Annotated in this window: 17 protein-coding genes and 1 other RNA gene; 14 read left to right on the top strand and 4 right to left on the bottom strand. The window is 44.8% G+C overall.

Annotated elements, in window-relative coordinates; all coding sequences use genetic code 11:
• Nucleotides 1-284 precede the first annotated feature (284 nt).
• The 5 genes from petA to ACNKW2_RS03220 all read left to right on the top strand — a co-directional run bounded on the left by petA (nt 285) and on the right by ACNKW2_RS03220 (nt 4,082).
• Nucleotides 285-875 (top strand): ubiquinol-cytochrome c reductase iron-sulfur subunit, encoded by a 591-nt coding sequence (gene petA / locus ACNKW2_RS03240; protein ID WP_336567695.1) that lies wholly within the window; start codon nt 285-287, stop codon nt 873-875.
• On the top strand, nt 875-2,176 hold the full coding sequence (locus tag ACNKW2_RS03235) for a cytochrome b (RefSeq protein ID WP_419147266.1): 1,302 nt from the start codon (nt 875-877) through the stop codon (nt 2,174-2,176). Before petA ends, ACNKW2_RS03235 begins: the two co-directional genes overlap by 1 nt.
• Complete coding sequence (locus ACNKW2_RS03230; protein ID WP_419147265.1) at nt 2,173-2,934, top strand: cytochrome c1; 762 nt, start codon at nt 2,173-2,175, stop codon at nt 2,932-2,934. Before ACNKW2_RS03235 ends, ACNKW2_RS03230 begins: the two co-directional genes overlap by 4 nt.
• A gap of 96 nt (nt 2,935-3,030) precedes the next feature.
• Complete coding sequence (gene sspA, locus ACNKW2_RS03225; RefSeq protein WP_336567692.1) at nt 3,031-3,657, top strand: stringent starvation protein SspA; 627 nt, start codon at nt 3,031-3,033, stop codon at nt 3,655-3,657.
• Nucleotides 3,657-4,082: a ClpXP protease specificity-enhancing factor gene (locus ACNKW2_RS03220; protein WP_419147264.1), complete on the top strand. Its 426-nt coding sequence runs from the start codon at nt 3,657-3,659 to the stop codon at nt 4,080-4,082. The genes sspA and ACNKW2_RS03220 overlap by 1 nt, the downstream gene beginning before the upstream one ends.
• 65 nt (nt 4,083-4,147) lie before the next feature.
• Here ACNKW2_RS03220 and dolP read toward each other — a convergent pair whose 3' ends face one another.
• Genes dolP through ACNKW2_RS03200 form a run of 4 tightly spaced genes read right to left on the bottom strand, consistent with a single transcriptional unit; the run spans nt 4,148 to nt 7,561 of the window.
• The gene (gene dolP / locus ACNKW2_RS03215) at nt 4,148-4,711 is read right to left on the bottom strand and encodes a division/outer membrane stress-associated lipid-binding lipoprotein (protein WP_419147263.1); all 564 of its coding nucleotides are present in this window, start codon (nt 4,709-4,711) and stop codon (nt 4,148-4,150) included.
• Nucleotides 4,711-5,298 carry an SIS domain-containing protein gene (locus ACNKW2_RS03210; RefSeq protein WP_336567689.1) on the bottom strand — a complete coding sequence of 196 codons (588 nt, stop codon included), beginning with the start codon at nt 5,296-5,298 and terminating at the stop codon, nt 4,711-4,713. Before ACNKW2_RS03210 ends, dolP begins: the two co-directional genes overlap by 1 nt.
• A gap of 1 nt (nt 5,299) precedes the next feature.
• Nucleotides 5,300-5,665, bottom strand: coding sequence for a YraN family protein (locus ACNKW2_RS03205; RefSeq protein WP_419147262.1), 366 nt, complete (start codon nt 5,663-5,665; stop codon nt 5,300-5,302).
• A 9-nt stretch (nt 5,666-5,674) separates the two neighbouring features.
• The gene (locus ACNKW2_RS03200; protein WP_419147261.1) at nt 5,675-7,561 is read right to left on the bottom strand and encodes a penicillin-binding protein activator; all 1,887 of its coding nucleotides are present in this window, start codon (nt 7,559-7,561) and stop codon (nt 5,675-5,677) included.
• A gap of 60 nt (nt 7,562-7,621) precedes the next feature.
• Here ACNKW2_RS03200 and rsmI point away from each other — a divergent pair, with 60 nt between their 5' ends.
• The 9 genes from rsmI (at nt 7,622) to ACNKW2_RS03155 (ending at nt 19,111) form a co-directional block, all read left to right on the top strand.
• Nucleotides 7,622-8,482, top strand: a complete 861-nt coding sequence (rsmI, locus tag ACNKW2_RS03195; protein WP_419147260.1) for a 16S rRNA (cytidine(1402)-2'-O)-methyltransferase — start codon at nt 7,622-7,624, stop codon at nt 8,480-8,482.
• A 57-nt stretch (nt 8,483-8,539) separates the two neighbouring features.
• Nucleotides 8,540-8,901, top strand: an RNA gene (gene rnpB / locus ACNKW2_RS03190) — RNase P RNA component class A.
• A gap of 353 nt (nt 8,902-9,254) precedes the next feature.
• A complete protein-coding gene (locus ACNKW2_RS03185) occupies nt 9,255-9,902 on the top strand; it encodes a hypothetical protein (protein WP_419147259.1) in 648 nt (215 codons plus the stop codon).
• Between the two features lie 121 nt (nt 9,903-10,023).
• Complete coding sequence (locus tag ACNKW2_RS03180; protein WP_419147258.1) at nt 10,024-10,923, top strand: helix-turn-helix transcriptional regulator; 900 nt, start codon at nt 10,024-10,026, stop codon at nt 10,921-10,923.
• A complete protein-coding gene (locus ACNKW2_RS03175; protein ID WP_419147257.1) occupies nt 10,920-11,831 on the top strand; it encodes a dynamin family protein in 912 nt (303 codons plus the stop codon). Before ACNKW2_RS03180 ends, ACNKW2_RS03175 begins: the two co-directional genes overlap by 4 nt.
• A 49-nt stretch (nt 11,832-11,880) precedes the next feature.
• Complete coding sequence (locus ACNKW2_RS03170; RefSeq protein ID WP_419147256.1) at nt 11,881-14,169, top strand: dynamin family protein; 2,289 nt, start codon at nt 11,881-11,883, stop codon at nt 14,167-14,169.
• A gap of 51 nt (nt 14,170-14,220) precedes the next feature.
• Entirely contained in the window at nt 14,221-15,174 is a 954-nt protein-coding gene (locus tag ACNKW2_RS03165; protein ID WP_419147255.1) for a hypothetical protein, read from the top strand.
• Between the two features lie 11 nt (nt 15,175-15,185).
• Complete coding sequence (locus ACNKW2_RS03160; RefSeq protein ID WP_419147254.1) at nt 15,186-18,440, top strand: ATP-binding protein; 3,255 nt, start codon at nt 15,186-15,188, stop codon at nt 18,438-18,440.
• Nucleotides 18,440-19,111 (top strand): HNH endonuclease, encoded by a 672-nt coding sequence (locus ACNKW2_RS03155; RefSeq protein WP_419147253.1) that lies wholly within the window; start codon nt 18,440-18,442, stop codon nt 19,109-19,111. The genes ACNKW2_RS03160 and ACNKW2_RS03155 overlap by 1 nt, the downstream gene beginning before the upstream one ends.
• The last annotated feature ends 9 nt before the right edge of the window (nt 19,112-19,120 follow it).

Here is a 19,120-nt window from a genome sequence, read left to right as displayed (position 1 = left end):
AGCAAGTAGAAAGACCTGAGATCCAGATACGCGTGTTGTTGCGTATCCCCTGTAGGGGTTGATCTTAGTCAGTTTATTGTGATGCCTGATGCGGTATTATAGATTGGCGGTCTCATGCTCGAGGTAACCTAAGCATAGGTTTATTGGGGCATGGGTCTGAAATAACCTTGTTTTAATCAAGGGATTTATTTATGATCGCGTCTATTTTGTAATTTCTTAAATTAACCTGCTGTAACTGATGTTCTCAATATAGCAAGTGTTGGGAATCAAGTGGAGATAAGTGGATGAGCAATGCGCCTGTAGACAACAGCCGACGTCGCTTTTTAACTATCGCTACCTCTGTCGTAGGTGGCGTTGGTGCGGTTGGAGCTGCTGTTCCTTTTATTGCGTCCTGGAATCCAAGTGAGCGAGCTAAATCTGCAGGTGCGCCTGTAGAAGTAGATATCAGCAAACTGGAACCTGGACAACTTATTCGTGTTGAGTGGCGAGGCAAACCGGTATGGATTGTTTCTCGTACACCTAGAATGATAGAACAAATGAAACAACACGAAGGCCAACTTCGTGATCCTAACTCTGAAGAGCCTCAGCAGCTAGAGTCTGCTAAGAACGACCATCGTTCTAAGCGACCTGAAATCTTCGTAGCGGTTGGGATTTGTACGCACTTAGGATGTTCACCAACGTTCTTAAACGGAAGCTTTGGTGAAAAAGTAGAAGGCACGGAAAGTGGTTTCTTCTGTCCTTGTCATGGTTCCAAGTTTGATATGGCTGGTCGTGTATTCCAAAACGTACCTGCACCACTCAACTTAGAAGTCCCTCCGTATACCTTTATTGACGACACTACCATCTTGGTAGGTGAAGAAGAAGGGGTTGCATAATGTCTGGTCAAGTAGATAAAGCAGCAAATACGGGCGCCGTGGGTAAGGTGTTAAACTGGATTGATGATCGTATTCCAATGACGCGTGTTTGGAATATGCACATTGCGCAATACCCAGCGCCGAAAAACTTTAACTTTTGGTACTTGTTTGGCTCGTTGGCCATTCTTGTACTAGTGAACCAGATCGTAACTGGTATCTGGCTAACGATGAACTTTGTTCCTTCAGCTGAGGGCGCATTCGCTTCAGTTGAATACATCATGCGTGACGTTGAATACGGCTGGTTGCTAAGGTATCTGCACTCCACTGGGGCCTCGGCTTTCTTTGTGGTGGTTTATCTGCACATGTTCCGTGGCATGATTTACGGTTCTTACCAAAAGCCTCGTGAACTGCTTTGGCTATTTGGTATGTTTATCTTCCTAGCCTTGATGGCTGAAGCCTTCATGGGTTATCTATTGCCTTGGGGTCAGATGTCATTCTGGGGGGCTCAGGTAATCATCTCACTGTTTGGTGCAATCCCAGTTATTGGTGATGACTTAACTTTATGGATCCGTGGTGACTACGTAATCTCTGGTGCAACGCTAAACCGTTTCTTTGCTTTACACGTTATTGCACTGCCATTGGTTCTTGTTATCCTAGTTTTCCTTCACATCGTGGCATTACATGAAGTGGGCTCAAACAACCCTGACGGCGTTGAAATCAAACGTAAGAAAGGCACTGTTGCTGAAGAAGATAAGCCTAAATTCAAATTCCATGAGTACTACACCAGCAAAAAAGACATTGTTGATGCGATTCCGTTCCACCCGTATTACACCGTAAAAGACGTACTGGGTGTGGCAGGCTTCTTAATTTTCTTCTGTGCTATTGTGTTCTTTGCACCGGAAATGAATGGTTTCTTCCTTGAGGCGCCAAACTTTGAAGCAGCAAACCCATTGAAAACACCAGAACATATTTTCCCGGTTTGGTACTTCACACCGTTTTACGCGATTCTACGTGCTATCCCAGATAAGTTAATCGGGGTATTAGCAATGGGTGCATCGATTGTAGCGCTAGCGTTACTGCCTTGGATTGACCGTGGCTCGGTGCGTTCTATTCGTTACCGTTGTGGTCTACACAAGTTGAACATTGCACAGTTTGTTGTGACTTTCATTATCCTTGGTTGGATTGGTGCAACACCACAAACTGACTTTAAAACGTTGTTGTCGCAAATCACGACTGTGACATACTTCATGTTCTTCGTACTGTTGTTCTTCTATAGTAAAAATGAGAAGACGAAGCCATTACCAACGAGGTTAACGAAATGATGAAAAAGCTAGTAATCGGTTTATTCGCATTGTTGCCAACGTTGTCGATGGCAGCAGGCCCATCAGTACCATTGATGGAAGCTAACAACGACCTAAGAGACAAAGCATCTTTGCAACGTGGCGCGCAGTTGTTCATGAACTACTGCTTAGGCTGTCACCAGATGCAATACCAGCGCTATGAGCGTACCTTCCGCGATATCGGTATTCCAACTGATATTGGTGAAGAAACGCTTATTTTTGACGGCTCTAAAGTGGGTAGTCATATTTTAAACGCGATGGACCAAGAAGATGCAGCAAAGTGGTTTGGTGCTCCACCACCGGATTTAACACTGATTTCTCGTGTTAAGTCTCCAGACTATATTTACACTTATCTGAAGTCGTTTTATAAAGATGAGTCGCGCCCATTTGGCGTAAACAATATGGTCTTCCCACTGGTGGGTATGCCACACGTACTGCAAGAGTTGCAAGGCTTGCCAACGCCTATCACTGAAGAGCATCAAATTGAAGTGATGGAAAACGGCGAGAAAGTAACAAAAACAGTAACCAAGGTAGTAGGTACCGAAACCGATGGTACTGGCGAGATGAGTGTTGATGAATACGACCAAGCGGCTCGTGATATCACTAACTTCCTAGCTTATGTCGGTGAGCCTTCTCGCCTAGAGTCAGAAGCATTAGGATATAAAGTGTTAGGCTTCTTAGTTATTTTCTTCATCCTGGCATTCTTCTTGAAGAAAGAGTACTGGAGAGATGTTCATTAATTTGAATATCCAAAGGTAATTATTGCAACGGGGGCATTCGCCCCTTTTGCTGTTTAAAGTGATTTAATTACTTTTAGTTTTTTAATGGAGGTAGGCATGGCCGTTGCTGCCAATAAGCGCCCTGTAATGACACTTTTTTCTGGCTCTAACTGTATGTATAGCCATCAAGTACGCATTGTGCTTGCTGAAAAAGGTGTAAGTGTTGATATTCATCAGGCTGAAAAGGACAACTTACCAGAAGCTCTGCATGAGATTAACCCGTATGGCACAGTGCCAACGTTAATTGACCGCGAGCTTGGCTTGTATCAAGCTGACATCATTATGGAATATTTAGATGAGCGCTTCCCGCATCCTCCGTTGATGCCAGTATACCCAGTTATGCGTGGTCGTAGCCGTCTGATGATGCACCGCATTGAAACAGACTGGTATAGCCTAGCTGAAAAAATCACCGCGGGCGGTGATGAAGCTGCACAAGCGCGTAAAGAGCTAACAGAAGCTCTGCTAGCTGTTGCACCTATTTTCAATGAAGCCCCTTACTTTATGAGTGAGGAATTTAGCTTGGTTGATTGTTACCTTGCACCACTGCTATGGCGTCTACCGCAATTAGGTATTGAGCTTAACGGTGCTGGTAGTAAAGAGCTAAAAGAATACATGCTGCGTTTGTTCGAACGTGACTCATTCCAAGCATCACTAACAGATGCTGAACGCGAGATCAGATCATAATGACGTCTAATCGTCCTTATCTTTTACGCGCGTTCTATGAGTGGATTGTCGATAACGACTGCACACCTCATTTAGTGGTGAATGCTGACTTTCCTTCAGTACAAGTACCAACACAATTTATCCAAGAAGGGCAAATTGTGTTGAATATTAGTCCGTCGGCGGTGACCAACTTCTCAATGGACAATCAAGCACTTAGCTTTAATGCTCGATTTGGTGGTCAGCCTATGCAGGTGTATGTGCCGGTTGGGGCCATACTGGCTATCTATGCCCGAGAAAATGGTGAAGGCACCGTATTTACTCCAGAAGAAGATCTTTTTGAAGAGCAGGGTACGGAGCCAGAGTTAGAAGTAGAATCTACTCCTGAGCCAGAGACAAAGCCTGACGCAGACAAGAAGAAAGGTTCACACTTGAGAGTGATCAAGTAACGGCAATCTTTGCGACATAAAAAAACCTGCAATAGCAGGTTTTTTTGTGTCCAGTGAAAGAGCAACTAGAGATATTCAAACGCTTTAATCACTCGCTTAACACCACTGATATTGCGAGCAATCTCAACCGCACAATTGGCTTCTGTTTGCGATACTAACCCCATTAAGAATACTTCGGCGTTCTCGGTCACCACCTTGATATTTGCGCCATTAACATCATCCGCTGCCAATAGTTTGGTTTTTACCTTCGAAGTAAGCCAGGTATCATGGGTTTGGGTGGTGATGCCAATATTGCTGCTGAGTCGCAGCTGGTTGTGTATCTGACGGATCCCGGAGACGTCTTGCAGTGCTCGCTCTGCTTGAGATTTCATTTCTTGGTTGGCTACTTGGCCAATCATCAAAACTACACCGTTAACGCTCACCAAGGTGATATTGGCGCGCTCGGCAAGGTGTTTAATGCCTTTAATTGCCAATGTGCCTTTTATTTCGATATTGTTATCGTCGATTTGTGCGCCGATAGTGCGTCTATCGTTTGCCGCAGACACTGCACCTGCAGTACCCGCTACCACGGCAGCGGCACAGCCTTGGAGCATCATTATAGCGGCTAGTAAGGAAGCTATTCTCATCATTATACTTCATCCTGAGGGAACAATATGGCATCGATTAACTCACTAAGGCAGTGAGTATTAAATAATTGTGATTCAATAATACGGCTTGGACGCTTACTGGGAATGCGGATTTCAACGTCTTGAGGGCCTAATAACCCGGTGATCTCACCGCCATCGTCGCCCACCAGGGCAATGACTTTCATATCTCTGGTAAGGGCTGCCTCAACAGCGCCAATCACTGATTTCTCTTGGCCATTAATGGCATACACGACCAACAAGTCACCTTCTTGAGCGAAGGCTCTGACTTGTTTGGCAAAGCGCTCTCTGGCTTTACCATTTTCTGGAGAGGCTAGGTTGTATTGCTCGTTGGTTAAGGCTATCGCTGGTAAACAAGGGCGCTCAGTTTCGTAAAAATTGCTTAAAATGGTGGCAAAGTGGGTTGCCAGCATATGATTACTCGGAGCGCCACAACAGATAATTTTATTGCCATTGATGAGGCTTTGCGCCATGGTCATGGCGGCGGATTCCAATGAGTGAGGCAGTACTTCACCTGCCGCTATCTGGGCTTGAATAGACTCTGTAAATATTGACTTAATAGATTCTTGCATACTAAAAAATATTTTTTATCCAGTTTATTTGTGGAGGCTGTTCCCCCTGAATTGCAACAAAATCTACTCTCAGTTGCGTGTTGTGTATTTGCTGTTGCGCAGTGTAAGTATAAATGCTGCGCTTTAGCCTTTGTAGCTTTGTTTTCGAAAGCGCGTTAAGCGCACCACCAAAATGGGGCGATTTTCTAAATTTTACTTCAACAAAGACCCAAGTATCGCCATCGCGCATAATGAGGTCGATTTCCCCATACTTACACAAATAATTGCGCGTGACGGGCACAAGACCGTGTTTTTTTAAGTAGTCTTCTGCCAGTGACTCAAAATGCTGACCTTTACTGCGGGTATTATTAAATAGTCCTTTAAACATACAGATATCCTATCTGACCAAGGAAGTAGCGGTTTGCTCCTCCTGCTGCATAAATAACGGCAAGGGCGCTTGTTCATCTAAACTGACCAGTCGCACTTGCTTATTTTTGTATTGCGCCCAGCTCAGCTTGCGTTGAATTTGGGTGCCATTTTGAATGCTAAGCTCACCGGTTAAGCCGTCATAGCTTTTTCCAGCCAGCCAAGCAAGCTGTCGCAATTGCGGCACTAAGCCCACGGCATCATAAGCCATGGCAAATAAGCGCTGTTCTAAATCAGCCTGCTCAGGCCATAGTTGTTGGTATGCCTCACGCAATGACGCTTGGCTGACCGCGCCCGGAAGCATCCAAGGTTGCTCGGTGAAGTAAAGCCCTTCTAAATCGCCTTTATCGGTGACATCAATTTGCTTACTGTAACTGCGCGAACTGGCATAGAGCGGAATACGCTCGGCAAACGTACTGACATTAACGTCTAAATAAGGTTTCAATAAACGGGTTTCCATGGCGTCACCCAGAATATACACGGCATCGATATCACGGCGTGAGCGCGTTTCGCTCTTTACTTCTTGGCGAAACAAGCTTTTCACACTGCGAGTGCGAGAGCGAGAAGTATCGACCTCTAGCAGGTCGGCAATGACTTCGGCCATATTCTCGCTGTTGGTGTAATAGCCGATTTCCGGTTCCACTTCACTGTAGCGCTGCCAATGCTCGGTAAAATGTGCAATCAAGCGCTTTCCGGAGCCAGTATCTGGTGCCAATAACATGGGTTTTTCATAGCCCTTTGCCAAGAAGTGATTCATAGCTTGTTGCACTTCATGCTCTGGATTTAAAGCAAAAAAGTATTGCTCACTGGCGCTTGTCTCAATGCTCTCTTGGCTGTTTAAAAATAACGTCGGGTAAGCGGCAAAGCGATTGTCTTGGGCGAGCTTCTCGACATTGCTTTTTAATAGTGGGCCAATCACAAAATCAACGTTGGATTTGGCCAATTCCGCAGTGATCTCATCGGCCGATGCCATTTCATCGATAAAGAAAATTTCTTCAATATTGCTGTCATCGGTGGCCGCCAAAAAGCCATTTTTTAATGCACTGCCGAGGCGCTCACTGGGGCCCGTTTGCGGCAGTAAAATCGCCAGCTTGCTCACTTGGTACGGCTCAAGCGCCACGGCACCTTGTAGCTCCTTTGGCAGTAGGCTAATGGCCGGATGATCTTGAAAGCGGCGACGCCAATTGTTCATGGCTTGATCTAACGCGGCACTGGAGCCTAGATAAATTTGTTGATACTTGGCTAAGGTAACCCAGCCACGTTGTAATACTGAGCCGCTATCAAAGCGTTCCAATGCATATGTAGACAGTTGTTGCAGTGCTTGCCAAATACCCTCATCCAATCCTGCAACAGTGAGGTTATTGGCTTTAGCGATATCTGCAGCGGCAAAGTATTTTGTTAACGCTTTTTTAGGTAGGCTTTGCGAAGCATAGACGCTCGCCATTAAATACTGATGCCAAGCTTGATGCTGTGGTGTGGTTAAACGCCCTTCTAAGGTTTTTAACATTATCAGCGCGCTTTCATATTTACCTAACTGTTTGCGTGCAAAGGCGATGTAGAGCTTATTTTGGATATGGTCGACACTGGGCTTGGCCTCTAAGGCTAAGCCAACTTGTTCTAACGTTTGCCAATCTTGTTCGCTAATGGCGGCATCTCTGGCACTGTACAGCAGTTGAATTTTGCTGATCCCTGACGCGCCTTGTGCTTTGTTGAATAAGGCCGCAGCGCTGAGTTCGGCTGACACCGCTGTTGGCTCAATTTGCTTGGCGCGGTCTGTTGTAGTGACATTTGTGCTTGTACTACAAGCGGATAACCCCGACAATATGGCAACTAAAAGCGCTATCTTTTGAAACTGCACAGGCAAACCTTCTTTTTCCCGAATAAGTGGATATCTTACTGACTGATATTGGAGAGCTCAATGGCTAATCTTCACAATGAAAACAAAATCGGCACGCTGTATGTTGTTGCCACGCCAATTGGTAATTTAGATGACATCAGTGAACGTGCACTGAAGGTGTTAAGTCAGGTCGATTTAATTGCCGCTGAAGACACTCGCCACACAGGTAAATTATTGAGCCATTTCAGTATAAAAGCAAAAACTTTTGCGCTGCATGATCACAATGAAAAACAAAAAGCCCAGCAAGTCCTCGATTGGTTAAACGAAGGCAAAGACATAGCCTTGGTATCCGACGCAGGTACCCCGCTGATCAGCGATCCGGGCTATGCCGTCGTCAATCTTTGTCGTGATGCTGGCGCTGCGGTCACGCCTGTGCCTGGTGCCTGCGCCGCCATTGCTGCATTAAGCTGCTCTGGGCTGCCGACTGACCGCTTTCAGTTTATTGGCTTTACCCCTGCTAAGAGCCAAGCGCGTCAGCAATTTTTTAAAGATGCCGTGGCCTCAGGCTGCACCAGTATAATTTACGAAAGTACCCACAGGATCATGGCAAGCCTAGCCGATATGCAAACCGCACTGGGTGAGGCGCAACCCGTGGTGTTTGCCAAAGAGCTGACGAAAACCTACGAAACCTTTTTCAGTGGCAGTGTTACTGAGCTGATAGCTTACTTAGAAGCCGAACCAGAGAAACAAAAAGGCGAGCTGGTGTTAATGCTTCCAGCAGCGGTGATTGATAAACAGGCGCTTAGCCCTGAAGCCAGCAAACTGATTGGCTTATTAGAGGCAGATATGCCGTTGAAAAAAGCCTGTGGTGTGGCTGCTGACTATTTCGGCCTGAAAAAGAACGCCTTATATAAAGCAATCATTGCAGAACGCGAGTCGTAACGGGAGTAGCTAATTAGCGCGTGCGTTCTGGTATTAAAGTGCGTATAATCGCCCGCCTGAGTCAGCCGGATAATCGCTGCCTGTGACGCAAATGATCAGGGGGAGGAAAGTCCGGGCTCCAATGGGCAGGGTGCCAGCTAACGGCTGGGGGGCGTGAGCCTACGACAAGTGCAGCAGAGAGGAGACCGCCAACTTCGGTTGGTAAGGGTGAAAGGGTGCGGTAAGAGCGCACCGGGCCACTGGTAACAGTTGGTTGCAAGGTAAACTCCACCCGGAGCAAGACCAAATAGGGTTCCTTATGGTGTGGCCCGCATCGGAACCGGGTAGGTTGCTTGAGCCTAGGAGCGATCCTAGGCCTAGACGAATGATTATCACCTCGCAAGAGGAAACAGAACCCGGCTTATAGGCTGTCTCAGAAGCTTTAGTAACCGCTTGATTTGCTTATGCAGATCAAGCGGTACACTAAAATTATCCACCCTCTAATCACATTTCCATGTACCGTTTGGTACACGGCTCGCAACTTAAAAATTCAATTCAAAAAACAAAATTCAACTCGCAATAAACTCCTAAGGTATTGATTTAGGTGCTTCTTTTCGCCTGATACACTTTTCACTAACAGTTTGATTTTACAAATCAAAAGCATAGTTTTTGTGGTACATGGCTTTGGTACACAGAACAGCCTCTCAGAACGTTTAAAGCATTCCATTACGACATTGCATATTTTAATAATTAATGTAATAGTTAGTACAAATTATCCATGGAGGGTTATGTTTTGTATCAGCATCTTAAAAAGCGTCACCGGCGGGATAGAGGTTCTTACCCACAAGCGTTATCTTTACGCGTACATCGAGCTTTGAGTTGGTTAGGTAAAGCTGAGCAGTGTGAAGATTATGATTCTCAGTTTATCTTTCTATGGATAGCTTTCAATGCAGCCTATGCACAAAATTTTGATTACAAAAATGATTTTACTGAGCGTGGTCTATATCAAGAGTTTTTGGCAAAAATAGAGCACTTAGATAAATCAAAAAAGCTATCCGAAATCGTTTGGTCTCAATATTCTACTTCTATCAGGCTTATCTTAAATAATGAGTTTATCTTTCAGGCTTTTTGGAAATTTCAATCTGGAACAATAACTGAAGATATGTGGAAGCAAGAACAGCTTAGAACCAAGGTAGCAGCTAATAATGCATTAGCGAGTGAGGATACTGTTACCGTCTTAAGCATCTTGTTTTCAAGGCTATACACCCTACGGAACCAGCTACTTCATGGGGGAGCTACATACAATAGCCGGACAAACCGCAAGCAGTTACGTGATTGCACCTCATTATTAGCGAGTATTGTACCAATAATTATTGAGCTTATGATGGATGGCGCTGATCAATTATGGGGTGATGCAATATACCCATTAGTAAATGTCTAGTGCTTAAAATATTCAATACAAAAAAGTAACCAATGAATATGGATAATTCACTTTTGAATAGACGCAACCTGTCCCAATGTCACGTTATATTACGCAGCACCTTACAAAATTAAGTTGATTTATGAAAAGTAATATCCTTGCAAATCGTTTAGCCGACATTGTAGCTAAGGCATATTCTGGGCAGCCTCTAAATACTAATAATTTGGCTGAACAATATCAGGTCAGCACTAAAACAATACGAAGAGATTTTGACCGCTTATGCGCTATTCTCGAGCGTTGCCCAGACACTGGCAATTACTTACTTTCGACATCTGCGCGAAACCAATACAATGAGCAGGACCTTGTTCGCTTAATTGAGGAGCTTGGCCTTAAAAAAGCGCTTCCGCAAAAAGCTGGCCAGTTCCTTCGCAGCTTAGCAAATGACTCAAACAGTGATTTTTATCACTTTCAGGAACAACCCCTTGAGGCAGACTTCATATCTTCACTTCATGGCGCCTTTGAGACAGCGATTAAAAATCGACGCACTGTGACCTTCTTATACAGAGATAAATCACGGACAGTCTCGCCATACCTCATGGTTTATAGCCGTGGTAGCTGGTATTTAGCTGCCATATCAGATGGCGTGCTGAAGACGTTCTCACTTGCTCGCATCAAGTTCGTATGTGTGCAAAAAGAGCATTTTGATTATGACTCGTCAGTTGTCGATAAAATCAAAGAACAAGACACTATTTGGTTTGGACAGCCCATTTTTGACGTAACACTGGAAGTGACAAAGGACATTGCGTTTTATTTTGAACGTAAGGCCCTTCTGCCAAAACAAAAAATCATCGAAAAGCGGCAGGACGGTTCGCTTGTCATTTCCTCTTCAGCGTGGAGCTATAACCAAATAGCCCCGATTGTTCAATATTGGATACCTAATATTCGAGTCATTTCCCCAAGCGAGCTCGATAACTACATCCGAGAAAAACTAACGTCTTGGATAGCCCGAACAAGCAATGAAGTTGAAAGCACATCGTTATGAAAAACAGAACAAAATACATACTCGTTGCTGCCTCAATGAGTGCAGGAAAATCTTCACTTATTAATGCACTTGTCGGCAAAGAATTGCTTCCAGCAGGCAACGAAGCGACAACGGCTAAAGTCGCACGCATAACTGTAGGTGCGAAAGTGAAGCCTAGCGCAAAGGCTTATTCCCACTCAGGTTCCATCGTTGCATCAAGCAACACACTTTGCGCAGAGCAAATAAGAACATGGAACCGTTCTGACGAAATCAGTGCTTTCGATGTAGTCATCCCTCATTCGGGAAGCAAACTTCATTCAATGTTGGCTGGCTACACCCTGATTGACACACCAGGAGCGAATAACAGTAGAGACTACCGCCACAAGGAACAGTTTATTAGTGCGATAAAGGCTTACCCGAAAAGTCCGATTCTTTACGTGCTAAATGCCACGCAGCTCGGCACAACAGATGATGTGGAGATCATTCGCACAATTCGAGAAATCAATCCAAAACAATCCATCATCTTTGCACTGAATAAAGTAGACGCTTTAGATGAAGAAAAAGGCGAGACCGCTAAGCATTATGTGTTACTCGCGCGCAAATATCTGGAAGGTCTTGGCTATAAGAAAGCCAAAATCATACCGCTCATGGCACAGTCTGCATTGATAGCGAAGAAATCGCTTAATCACCTTGAGCTTGGGCGTACCGAGCGAAATATCCTTGTGGCTGAATTGGCACGTTTTCGAGAAAAACCATTCCATTTTAATAATGCCGCTGCTGTGCCACAAGTAACGAAGAAAAAAGTGCGAAGAAGGCTCGTAAAAATTAAAAAAGGAAAAACCTCAGCGATGAGTGAAAAGGAACTAAATACGTTCGTTGATTACACTGGCTTAACCATGTTGAATGCTCTCATCACGAGCGAATCCTAGTCTTTATCAGTTTGAAACAATTTATTTTATATAACGCGAGAGCTTAGTTATGAATCACATTGCTATTACGCATAACCCATTTTTAGTAGAAACTGAATTTCTGATTAATGGTCACTCACCATCTGAAAGTTCGAACATCACAGCATACTGCGCAAAGCGCTTACAACTGTGGGTAGAGCAAATTTTTGATGACCTGCAGGCATTGTTTAATGGCAGCAGCGACTTCTTAATTGAGTTCACAGGCGTCGAATCCGATTACAATGATATTCAAGAAGCGGCCAACAATGCAATCCAAAAAGGCATGTATGTTGAGCTGAAGTTTAATCCTGTATTGCCTGCTGAAGAGCGATTGGAAAAAATCAAAAATCTAATGGGACGTGTTAGAGAAGAGTCACCAAAGTTTGCCGAATACCTAGCTAACAGCGATCAAAAAGCTAAACAAGATTTTGAAGACGCATTGAACAATGATTTTGACGCGTACGTGGTCGCTACTATGTCTTCAGGGAAATCAACCTTTATCAATGCCATTCTGGGCCAAGACTTGCTGCCCGCAGCGAACGAAGCAACCACCGCGACCATTGCTCATATTTTTGACGACAAATCCAAAGGTAACGACTTTTACGGTAAGTGTTTCGACGGCAATAACAACCTCATTAAACAGAATGACAGCGTTAATTTAGCTACGATGGAGACGTGGAACGCTGACCATGAAACTAAAACTATCAAGTTAGAAGGTGATATACGTGCCATAAAAGAAAACACGAATGTCCGCCTCGTGCTAACCGACACCCCGGGACCAAATAACAGCCAAGACCCTGAACACCAGCGAACAACATTAGGCTTTATTCAGGACTCAGCTCGTCACCCACTCATTATCTATGTGTTAAATGCAACGCAGTTAGGTACAAATGATGACGCGAATTTGCTAAGACTTGTCGCTGACACAATGAGCAAAGGCGGTAAACAAAGTAAAGATCGCTTCTTATTTGTGGTTAATAAGATGGACATGTTCGACCCCGAGCGTGGTGAAAACATTGAAAAAGCGCTAGAGCGCGTGAAAAGCTACCTCGAAGAGAACGGTATTCACGACCCTAACCTCTTCCCTGTTTCCGCGCGTATGGCTTACTTGCTCCGCAAGCAAGGTGAACTAACCCGGACTGAGCGAAATGACAAGACAAATATCGCTGAACTTCTGCTCGAAGAGCCAACTATGGCTTTTCCACAATATATGACGGTCAGTAACTCAGTAGAGTCAGCAATACCAGAAAAAGCAAAAAATGATGAGGCACTACAAGACAAAGCCATGTCGCGCGCATTGCTAAACAGTGGCCTACCCGCTGTTGAAGCCGTTATCGACGAGTACATCAACAAATACAGCTTTCCAATGCGATTAAATCGCGCACACTTGGCCTTGACAGCGGCTATCGAACGTGGAATGCAAGAAGCAGAGTTAATTAAACAACTGGAGATTGATGAGCAAGCGCTTTCCAGGCTGCAGTCAGAAATTCACAGCCTAAAAGTACGTCGCGATCAGGGTTTCAATACACAAGCCTATAAAGAGCAACTCAAACAAGAAGGTCGAGACCTACCAATGGACGTGCACGACTCTCTGAACGAAATAGAGACACACGTCTATGCACGTATTGGGGAGCTAAGCGACACGTTTAGCGGTGACGTCAGTATTAGCGAAGCTGAATCCAAAGTTGAAATTGCATCAGATGAGATTAAGTTCTTATTTAATCAAACCATAAACGAATACGATCAGGCGTTTGTGCAATCTCAAGAGAGTATCAAAAAAGAGTTATACAAAGAGTATCAAGTTCATGTCGCTGAGTTATTCCCTAAAAGCAGCACGCTTGAGCTTCCCGTATTTCAGGCTCTAAAACAATCTATCTCTGCAATTCCGCTGGATATTGAACTGAATCAAAGTGATATAAGCAAAAAGTCTGTTAAAACTGGGTCCAGAACAGAAAGTAACGCAAAATGGTATAACCCATTTTCGTGGTTTAGTACACGCGAAGTGCCCATTTACGAAGATCAAGAATACGTCAATCTGCAAGACTTTTGGAAAGTTCAGAATATTGACATCCGCGGTAAGTTTACTTCCTTAAAGAGCGAAGCGATTGAGCGTATTCAAGAAGACAAGAACAAGTTGATTGACAACTACCTCGCGTTCTTGGAAGACGAGTTTAGCTCCAAGTTTACAGCCATTCTCGACGACCTAGAGCAAAAAGCTGAAAACCAAGTTCAACGTGAAAGTGCCATTGCTCAAGCTAAAAATGAGATCGACGAAATTCGCGCTATCAAGCAAGAGTTGGAAGCTATCTTACAGTTTTAACTAATTACGGGCCTACTGAAAATATCAGTGGCCCTTTAGAGGCCAGACACCATGACTGCATCTACAAAATTTGTTGCGCCCAATTTAACAGCCACAGAGTTTAAAGCAAAAATCTTCGACTTTATTACAAGCAAGGACTTTAAAGCGGAGTTGCTCCGCCAAATACTGTCAGCACTGCCTGATGACAAACGTGCGCTTTTCGAAAAATACCGAACCGATAGCACTATGGATCCAATTAGTGAAGACTGTAAGAAGTGGGAGCGGGAGGGGGGGGCATATTTTGCCTTACAACGCCACTTGGCAGAAAAAAATTTCTGCTTAAAACGCTTAGAGCACCTTATTAAAGTGAAAAGCCACTTAACTGAACGTGGAATTGCTGGTTTTTCTCGCCCAGCTTCTAGTTCTACGAGAAGTAACGAAAAACTTAAAAGCACAAAGGAAGAAGCAATGAGCGTTAATTTTTCATCTGTAGATTTAACAGGGTTTATCCCATCCCGCTCACTAGTAAATAGCATAAAAAGCGGTGATCTATCTGTTATTCGTATTTCATTATTTATGGAAATGAATGATAAGCGCCTATCTACGAAAGAGATTACCCAAGCTATCGCCTGGGCGCTGTCAGAATATCCAACCCTTTTTGTTGCTTACGAAGAAAACGCCTACTCCCAGCAAATGGAACAAGACAAGGTGAAGTGGGATAGTCACTATTACCACAAACAAGAACTGTATGCGACATCCAATTTTTCTTTGGAGCGCATTCGCCATATGGTCATAGTGCGTGAGCATGTGTTTAACATTGCACAAGATGACACTCGTCCTGCAACATCGTCGAACTCTCAGCCAAAAAATGTTAGGAAGGGCTCCGCTCAGAATCAAGAACGAAGATCGACGGGAAGACGTCAACAACCAAGCCCCATGCCGGAGAACAACGTACTGAAATCATTACTGCTGATTGGTGGCGTAGTGGCAGCTATCGCAGTAGTCATTCTGGCTACCATTGTTTAATGAGACTTACTATGAATCTATCTACTGCTGAAATGGAACATCTTAATTCTGAAACCGGGCTGCTTCCCGCACAACAAGAAGCGCTAGCAACACTCTCGACTGCGCATGCATTGGTTAACAAAAGCTACCTTGCTGAACTCAAACACTACGATGTATTGCCGGTAGAAAACCAACAAAGCGTGTCACTTAACCGAGGCGGAGATGTACGCATTTTCCGTGTGGAACGTTTAGTTCAGGAAAATAAGCAATCCGTGCTAGAAAGCACCACCGCGGCTTACACTGCATTGGGGGCTGCCGGATACACAGTGTTCCTTTTTCTAAAATCTGACGGAAAAGAGACACTGCTCTACATTGGCACGCGTGGTGAGCCCGGGAAAATGCTGGGCCAAAACTCAGGAGATTTGTTGCAAGAAACTTTCAAAGGGCATTTCCCTGGCAGCAAGCTTTCCCCGCTTAATGGTTCTGATGTTGACGCTATGCTAGACGAACTCAGTGAAGATGGTTCTTACAAAACAGTCACCGCGGTCAGTAGCGTTCCTGGGCTTTCTACAGAAGACCAAACTCACTTTATGCAAGGGCTAGAGCGTTTTATCGATGCTGCAGAAAGCCGCACCTATGAGGGACTAATTCTCGCCGAGCCCGTTTCAATGCAAGCATTGAATACTGTTCGCACTGGCTATGAGCAAGTGGCGACGCAGCTTTCCGCTCTGTCAAATCGCCAATACAGCTATGGCATTCAGGACAGCGATGCGATCAACCTCAGCATCAGTGAAGGACTGAGCCATTCTTTGGGCGAAAGCCTCGGACTGACAGAAACAACAGGCACCAGTGAAAGCACAACAACATCGACTTCCCGTTCTCACACCACCAATCAAAGCAAATCCTCGCCAAACAAAAAGGATAAAATGAAAGCAATGGGGGCGATGGCAATTGGCTCTGGGTTAGGCGCTTTCGGAGGCCCATTAGGGGCCATGGTTGGCGGACAAGTTGGTGGACAAGTTGCAAGCATGTTCCAAACAACAGACACAGCCGGCTCTTCTGAATCTACCTCAACAAGTGAAAGCAGTACCCATTCGACTAACCAGTCGACGGCAACCAGTACTACAACAACAGAAACAGACACACATAGTACGACCCACACCAAAGGCCTAACGCAGACCCACGGCTCAACACAACAAGTGAGTTTTGAAACAGCGGACAAAGGCATTTTAAACATGCTTGATAAGGTGGATCACCACTTAAACCGCATCAACGAAGCGAAAAGCCACGGTGGCTGGCTCAGTACCGCTTACTTTGTTAGTGACTGTAAGGCCTCCAGTGAAGCCCTATCAAGCATTTTCTTGGGTCTCACCCGCGGGACAAAATCGTCAATGGAAGATTTTGCTCTGACCACATGGGCTGGCAAAAAGGCCAATGCGATAACACAATGGTTGAGTCAGCTTATGCACCCCCGACTTGAGCCGAATTTTGTAGGGAATGCTCACATCCCATACCTCACTCCAGCAACCTTGGTATCGAGCAAGGAAATGGCGCTACAGCTAAGTCTTCCTCGCCTTTCTACATCTACCGTCGTGGTGCAGGAAACAGCCGCATTTGGCCGGAAAGTGCAAACTCTGAATGCTGACGTCGCTAACACCAACTCGCGCACTATCTCATTGGGCCAAGTACGCCACTTGTGGAGCGATTTGCCACAAACTGTGGAATTGGACCTTGACCAACTGACAAGCCACACGCTGATCACTGGCTCAACAGGTTCAGGCAAAAGCAACACGGTTTACTCGCTACTGGATCAAGCAATACAGCAAAACATTCCATTTTTGGTCATTGAGCCTGCAAAGGGCGAGTACAAGCACGTATTTGGAAATCGAGCAGAAGTGCGTGTTTTTGGCACAAACGACCGATTTACAGAACTACTGAAAATCAATCCGTTTTCTTTCCCTGAACAAACCCATGTCCTTGAACATGTAGATCGCCTGATTGAAGTATTTAATGTCTGCTGGCCTATGTATGCGGCAATGCCTGCCATTCTCAAAGATGCAGTACTGAGAAGTTATGAAAACTGTGGTTGGGATTTGCGCGACTCGACGTCAACTCTCGGTTATCCTTTGTTTCCAACGTTTGCCGATTTGCTTATGCAGCTAGAGTCCGTCATCGCCCAATCGCCATACTCAGACGAAATGAAGAGCAACTATACTGGTGCATTAGTCACGCGTGTTCGGTCAATGGTTAACGGACTGAACGGCCAAATCTTTGCTGCTGATGAAATCAGCAATGCCGACCTGTTCGACCGCAACGTCATCATCGATTTGAGCCGAGTTGGTTCGCAAGAAACCAAATCGCTTCTAATGGGGCTATTGGTCATTAGACTTGGTGAATACCGTGCTGAACATATGCTCATGAACCAGCCTCTCAAACACATAACTGTGTTGGAAGAATCCCACAATATCTTGCGAGCAAACCCATCAACAGGTGGCGCTGAAGAAGGTAGCGTTGTCGAGAAGTCAGTCGAAATGCTGTCGAATGCCATCGCAGAAATGCGAACGTATGGCGAAGGCTTTATCATCGCGGATCAATCACCGTCAGCGGTACATATTTCAGCTATTCGCAATACCAACACGAAAATCTTGATGCGTTTGCCAGATGAAGCAGACCGCTTGTTGGTTGGGAAATCTGCAGCACTAACGGATGAGCAAGTTGACGAAATGGCCCGCTTGCCTCGAGGGGTAGCAGTGGTGTATCAGAATGAATGGCTCGAAGCTGTATTATGTAAAGTCAGCCGTTTTTCTTGGCAAGAAAGCCCCTACCAGTATCAAGCAGTGCCAACAAACGTAATGAGTGAGATGTCGTTTCGCTTTAATTTAATCACTCATCTTTTGAGTGGATACAATCAAGTGAAGTCAGACATAAGTGAAGAGAAACTGGTAGAAGCTCTCTTTCGAAGCAATTTGCCAACGGCTACAAAGGTTCGACTTATACAGTATTTGCGTACCGGTATCACTGATCTCTTTTTCAGCGATTTCGCTTTTCTGGTACCTCATGTATTGGACTGTAACCACCTGCTAGAAAGTGCTATTTGCAATGCTAAGAGTGTAGAACAAGTACATGCTCGTCTTCAAATGTTGGTATTGGATAAGTTCAACAATGCGTCTCAGGAACAAGTGGTTATGATCATCCAGCCCCTACTGAGATCATTAGTCCCCAATGGGGAGCTATACAAGAAACTCTACTCAGAGTGGAAACAGTTTGCTAAACGGAAGGTTGCATAATGATGGATCTACTAGCGATTAAAGAGGTTGCAAGTAAGTTGCAACCCGAACTGTCGAAAATGTTAGAGAGTATTGATGCAAACAGCATCGACTTAGATGAGCTTGACCGCCCTATTTTAGAACAAAAGGATGCGAAGTCTGAATGTGAAGAAGGCGAAACCCGACCTTTGACTCAGGAGGAGAAAGAGCACTATAAAGAAAAGCTCGGCTGCTCAGGTCACTTACTAGAAAGCGCAACAATAGATGAAGATGGAAAGATTCACCTAAAAACAATTAAAGAAAGTAAAGAAGGTAAAATAGGTGAAGATGGTGTTATATATGAACGCAAAACAGTTGAAATAAATGGGGTCGAGGTTGAAGGTGTGTTCCCACAATTCAACAGTGCAATTGATGTACAACTGCCAGAAGAGTTGATCCAGGCAAGAGACACTGCGCAAGCAGAATATGCGAATGAAACACTTAAAGAAAAAGTTGACAGCGATCCTGAGTTTGCAAAGCAGTTCAACGATGAACAGTTAGAGCAAATTGAAAATGGTGAAACCCCTGATGGCTATACTTGGCATCACAGTGAAGAGTATGGCGAAATGCAGCTTATTAGCACTGAAGACCACAATAGTAACCGTCATACTGGTGGCAAAGCCATTTGGGGCGGCGGAAAAGAAAACCGTTGATTTAAAGGA

Source organism: Pseudoalteromonas 'SMAR' (assembly GCF_048515945.1).
Lineage (GTDB): Bacteria > Pseudomonadota > Gammaproteobacteria > Enterobacterales > Alteromonadaceae > Pseudoalteromonas.
Note: the sequence above shows the minus strand (reverse complement) of the source record. Positions and strands in the feature narration are given on the sequence as shown.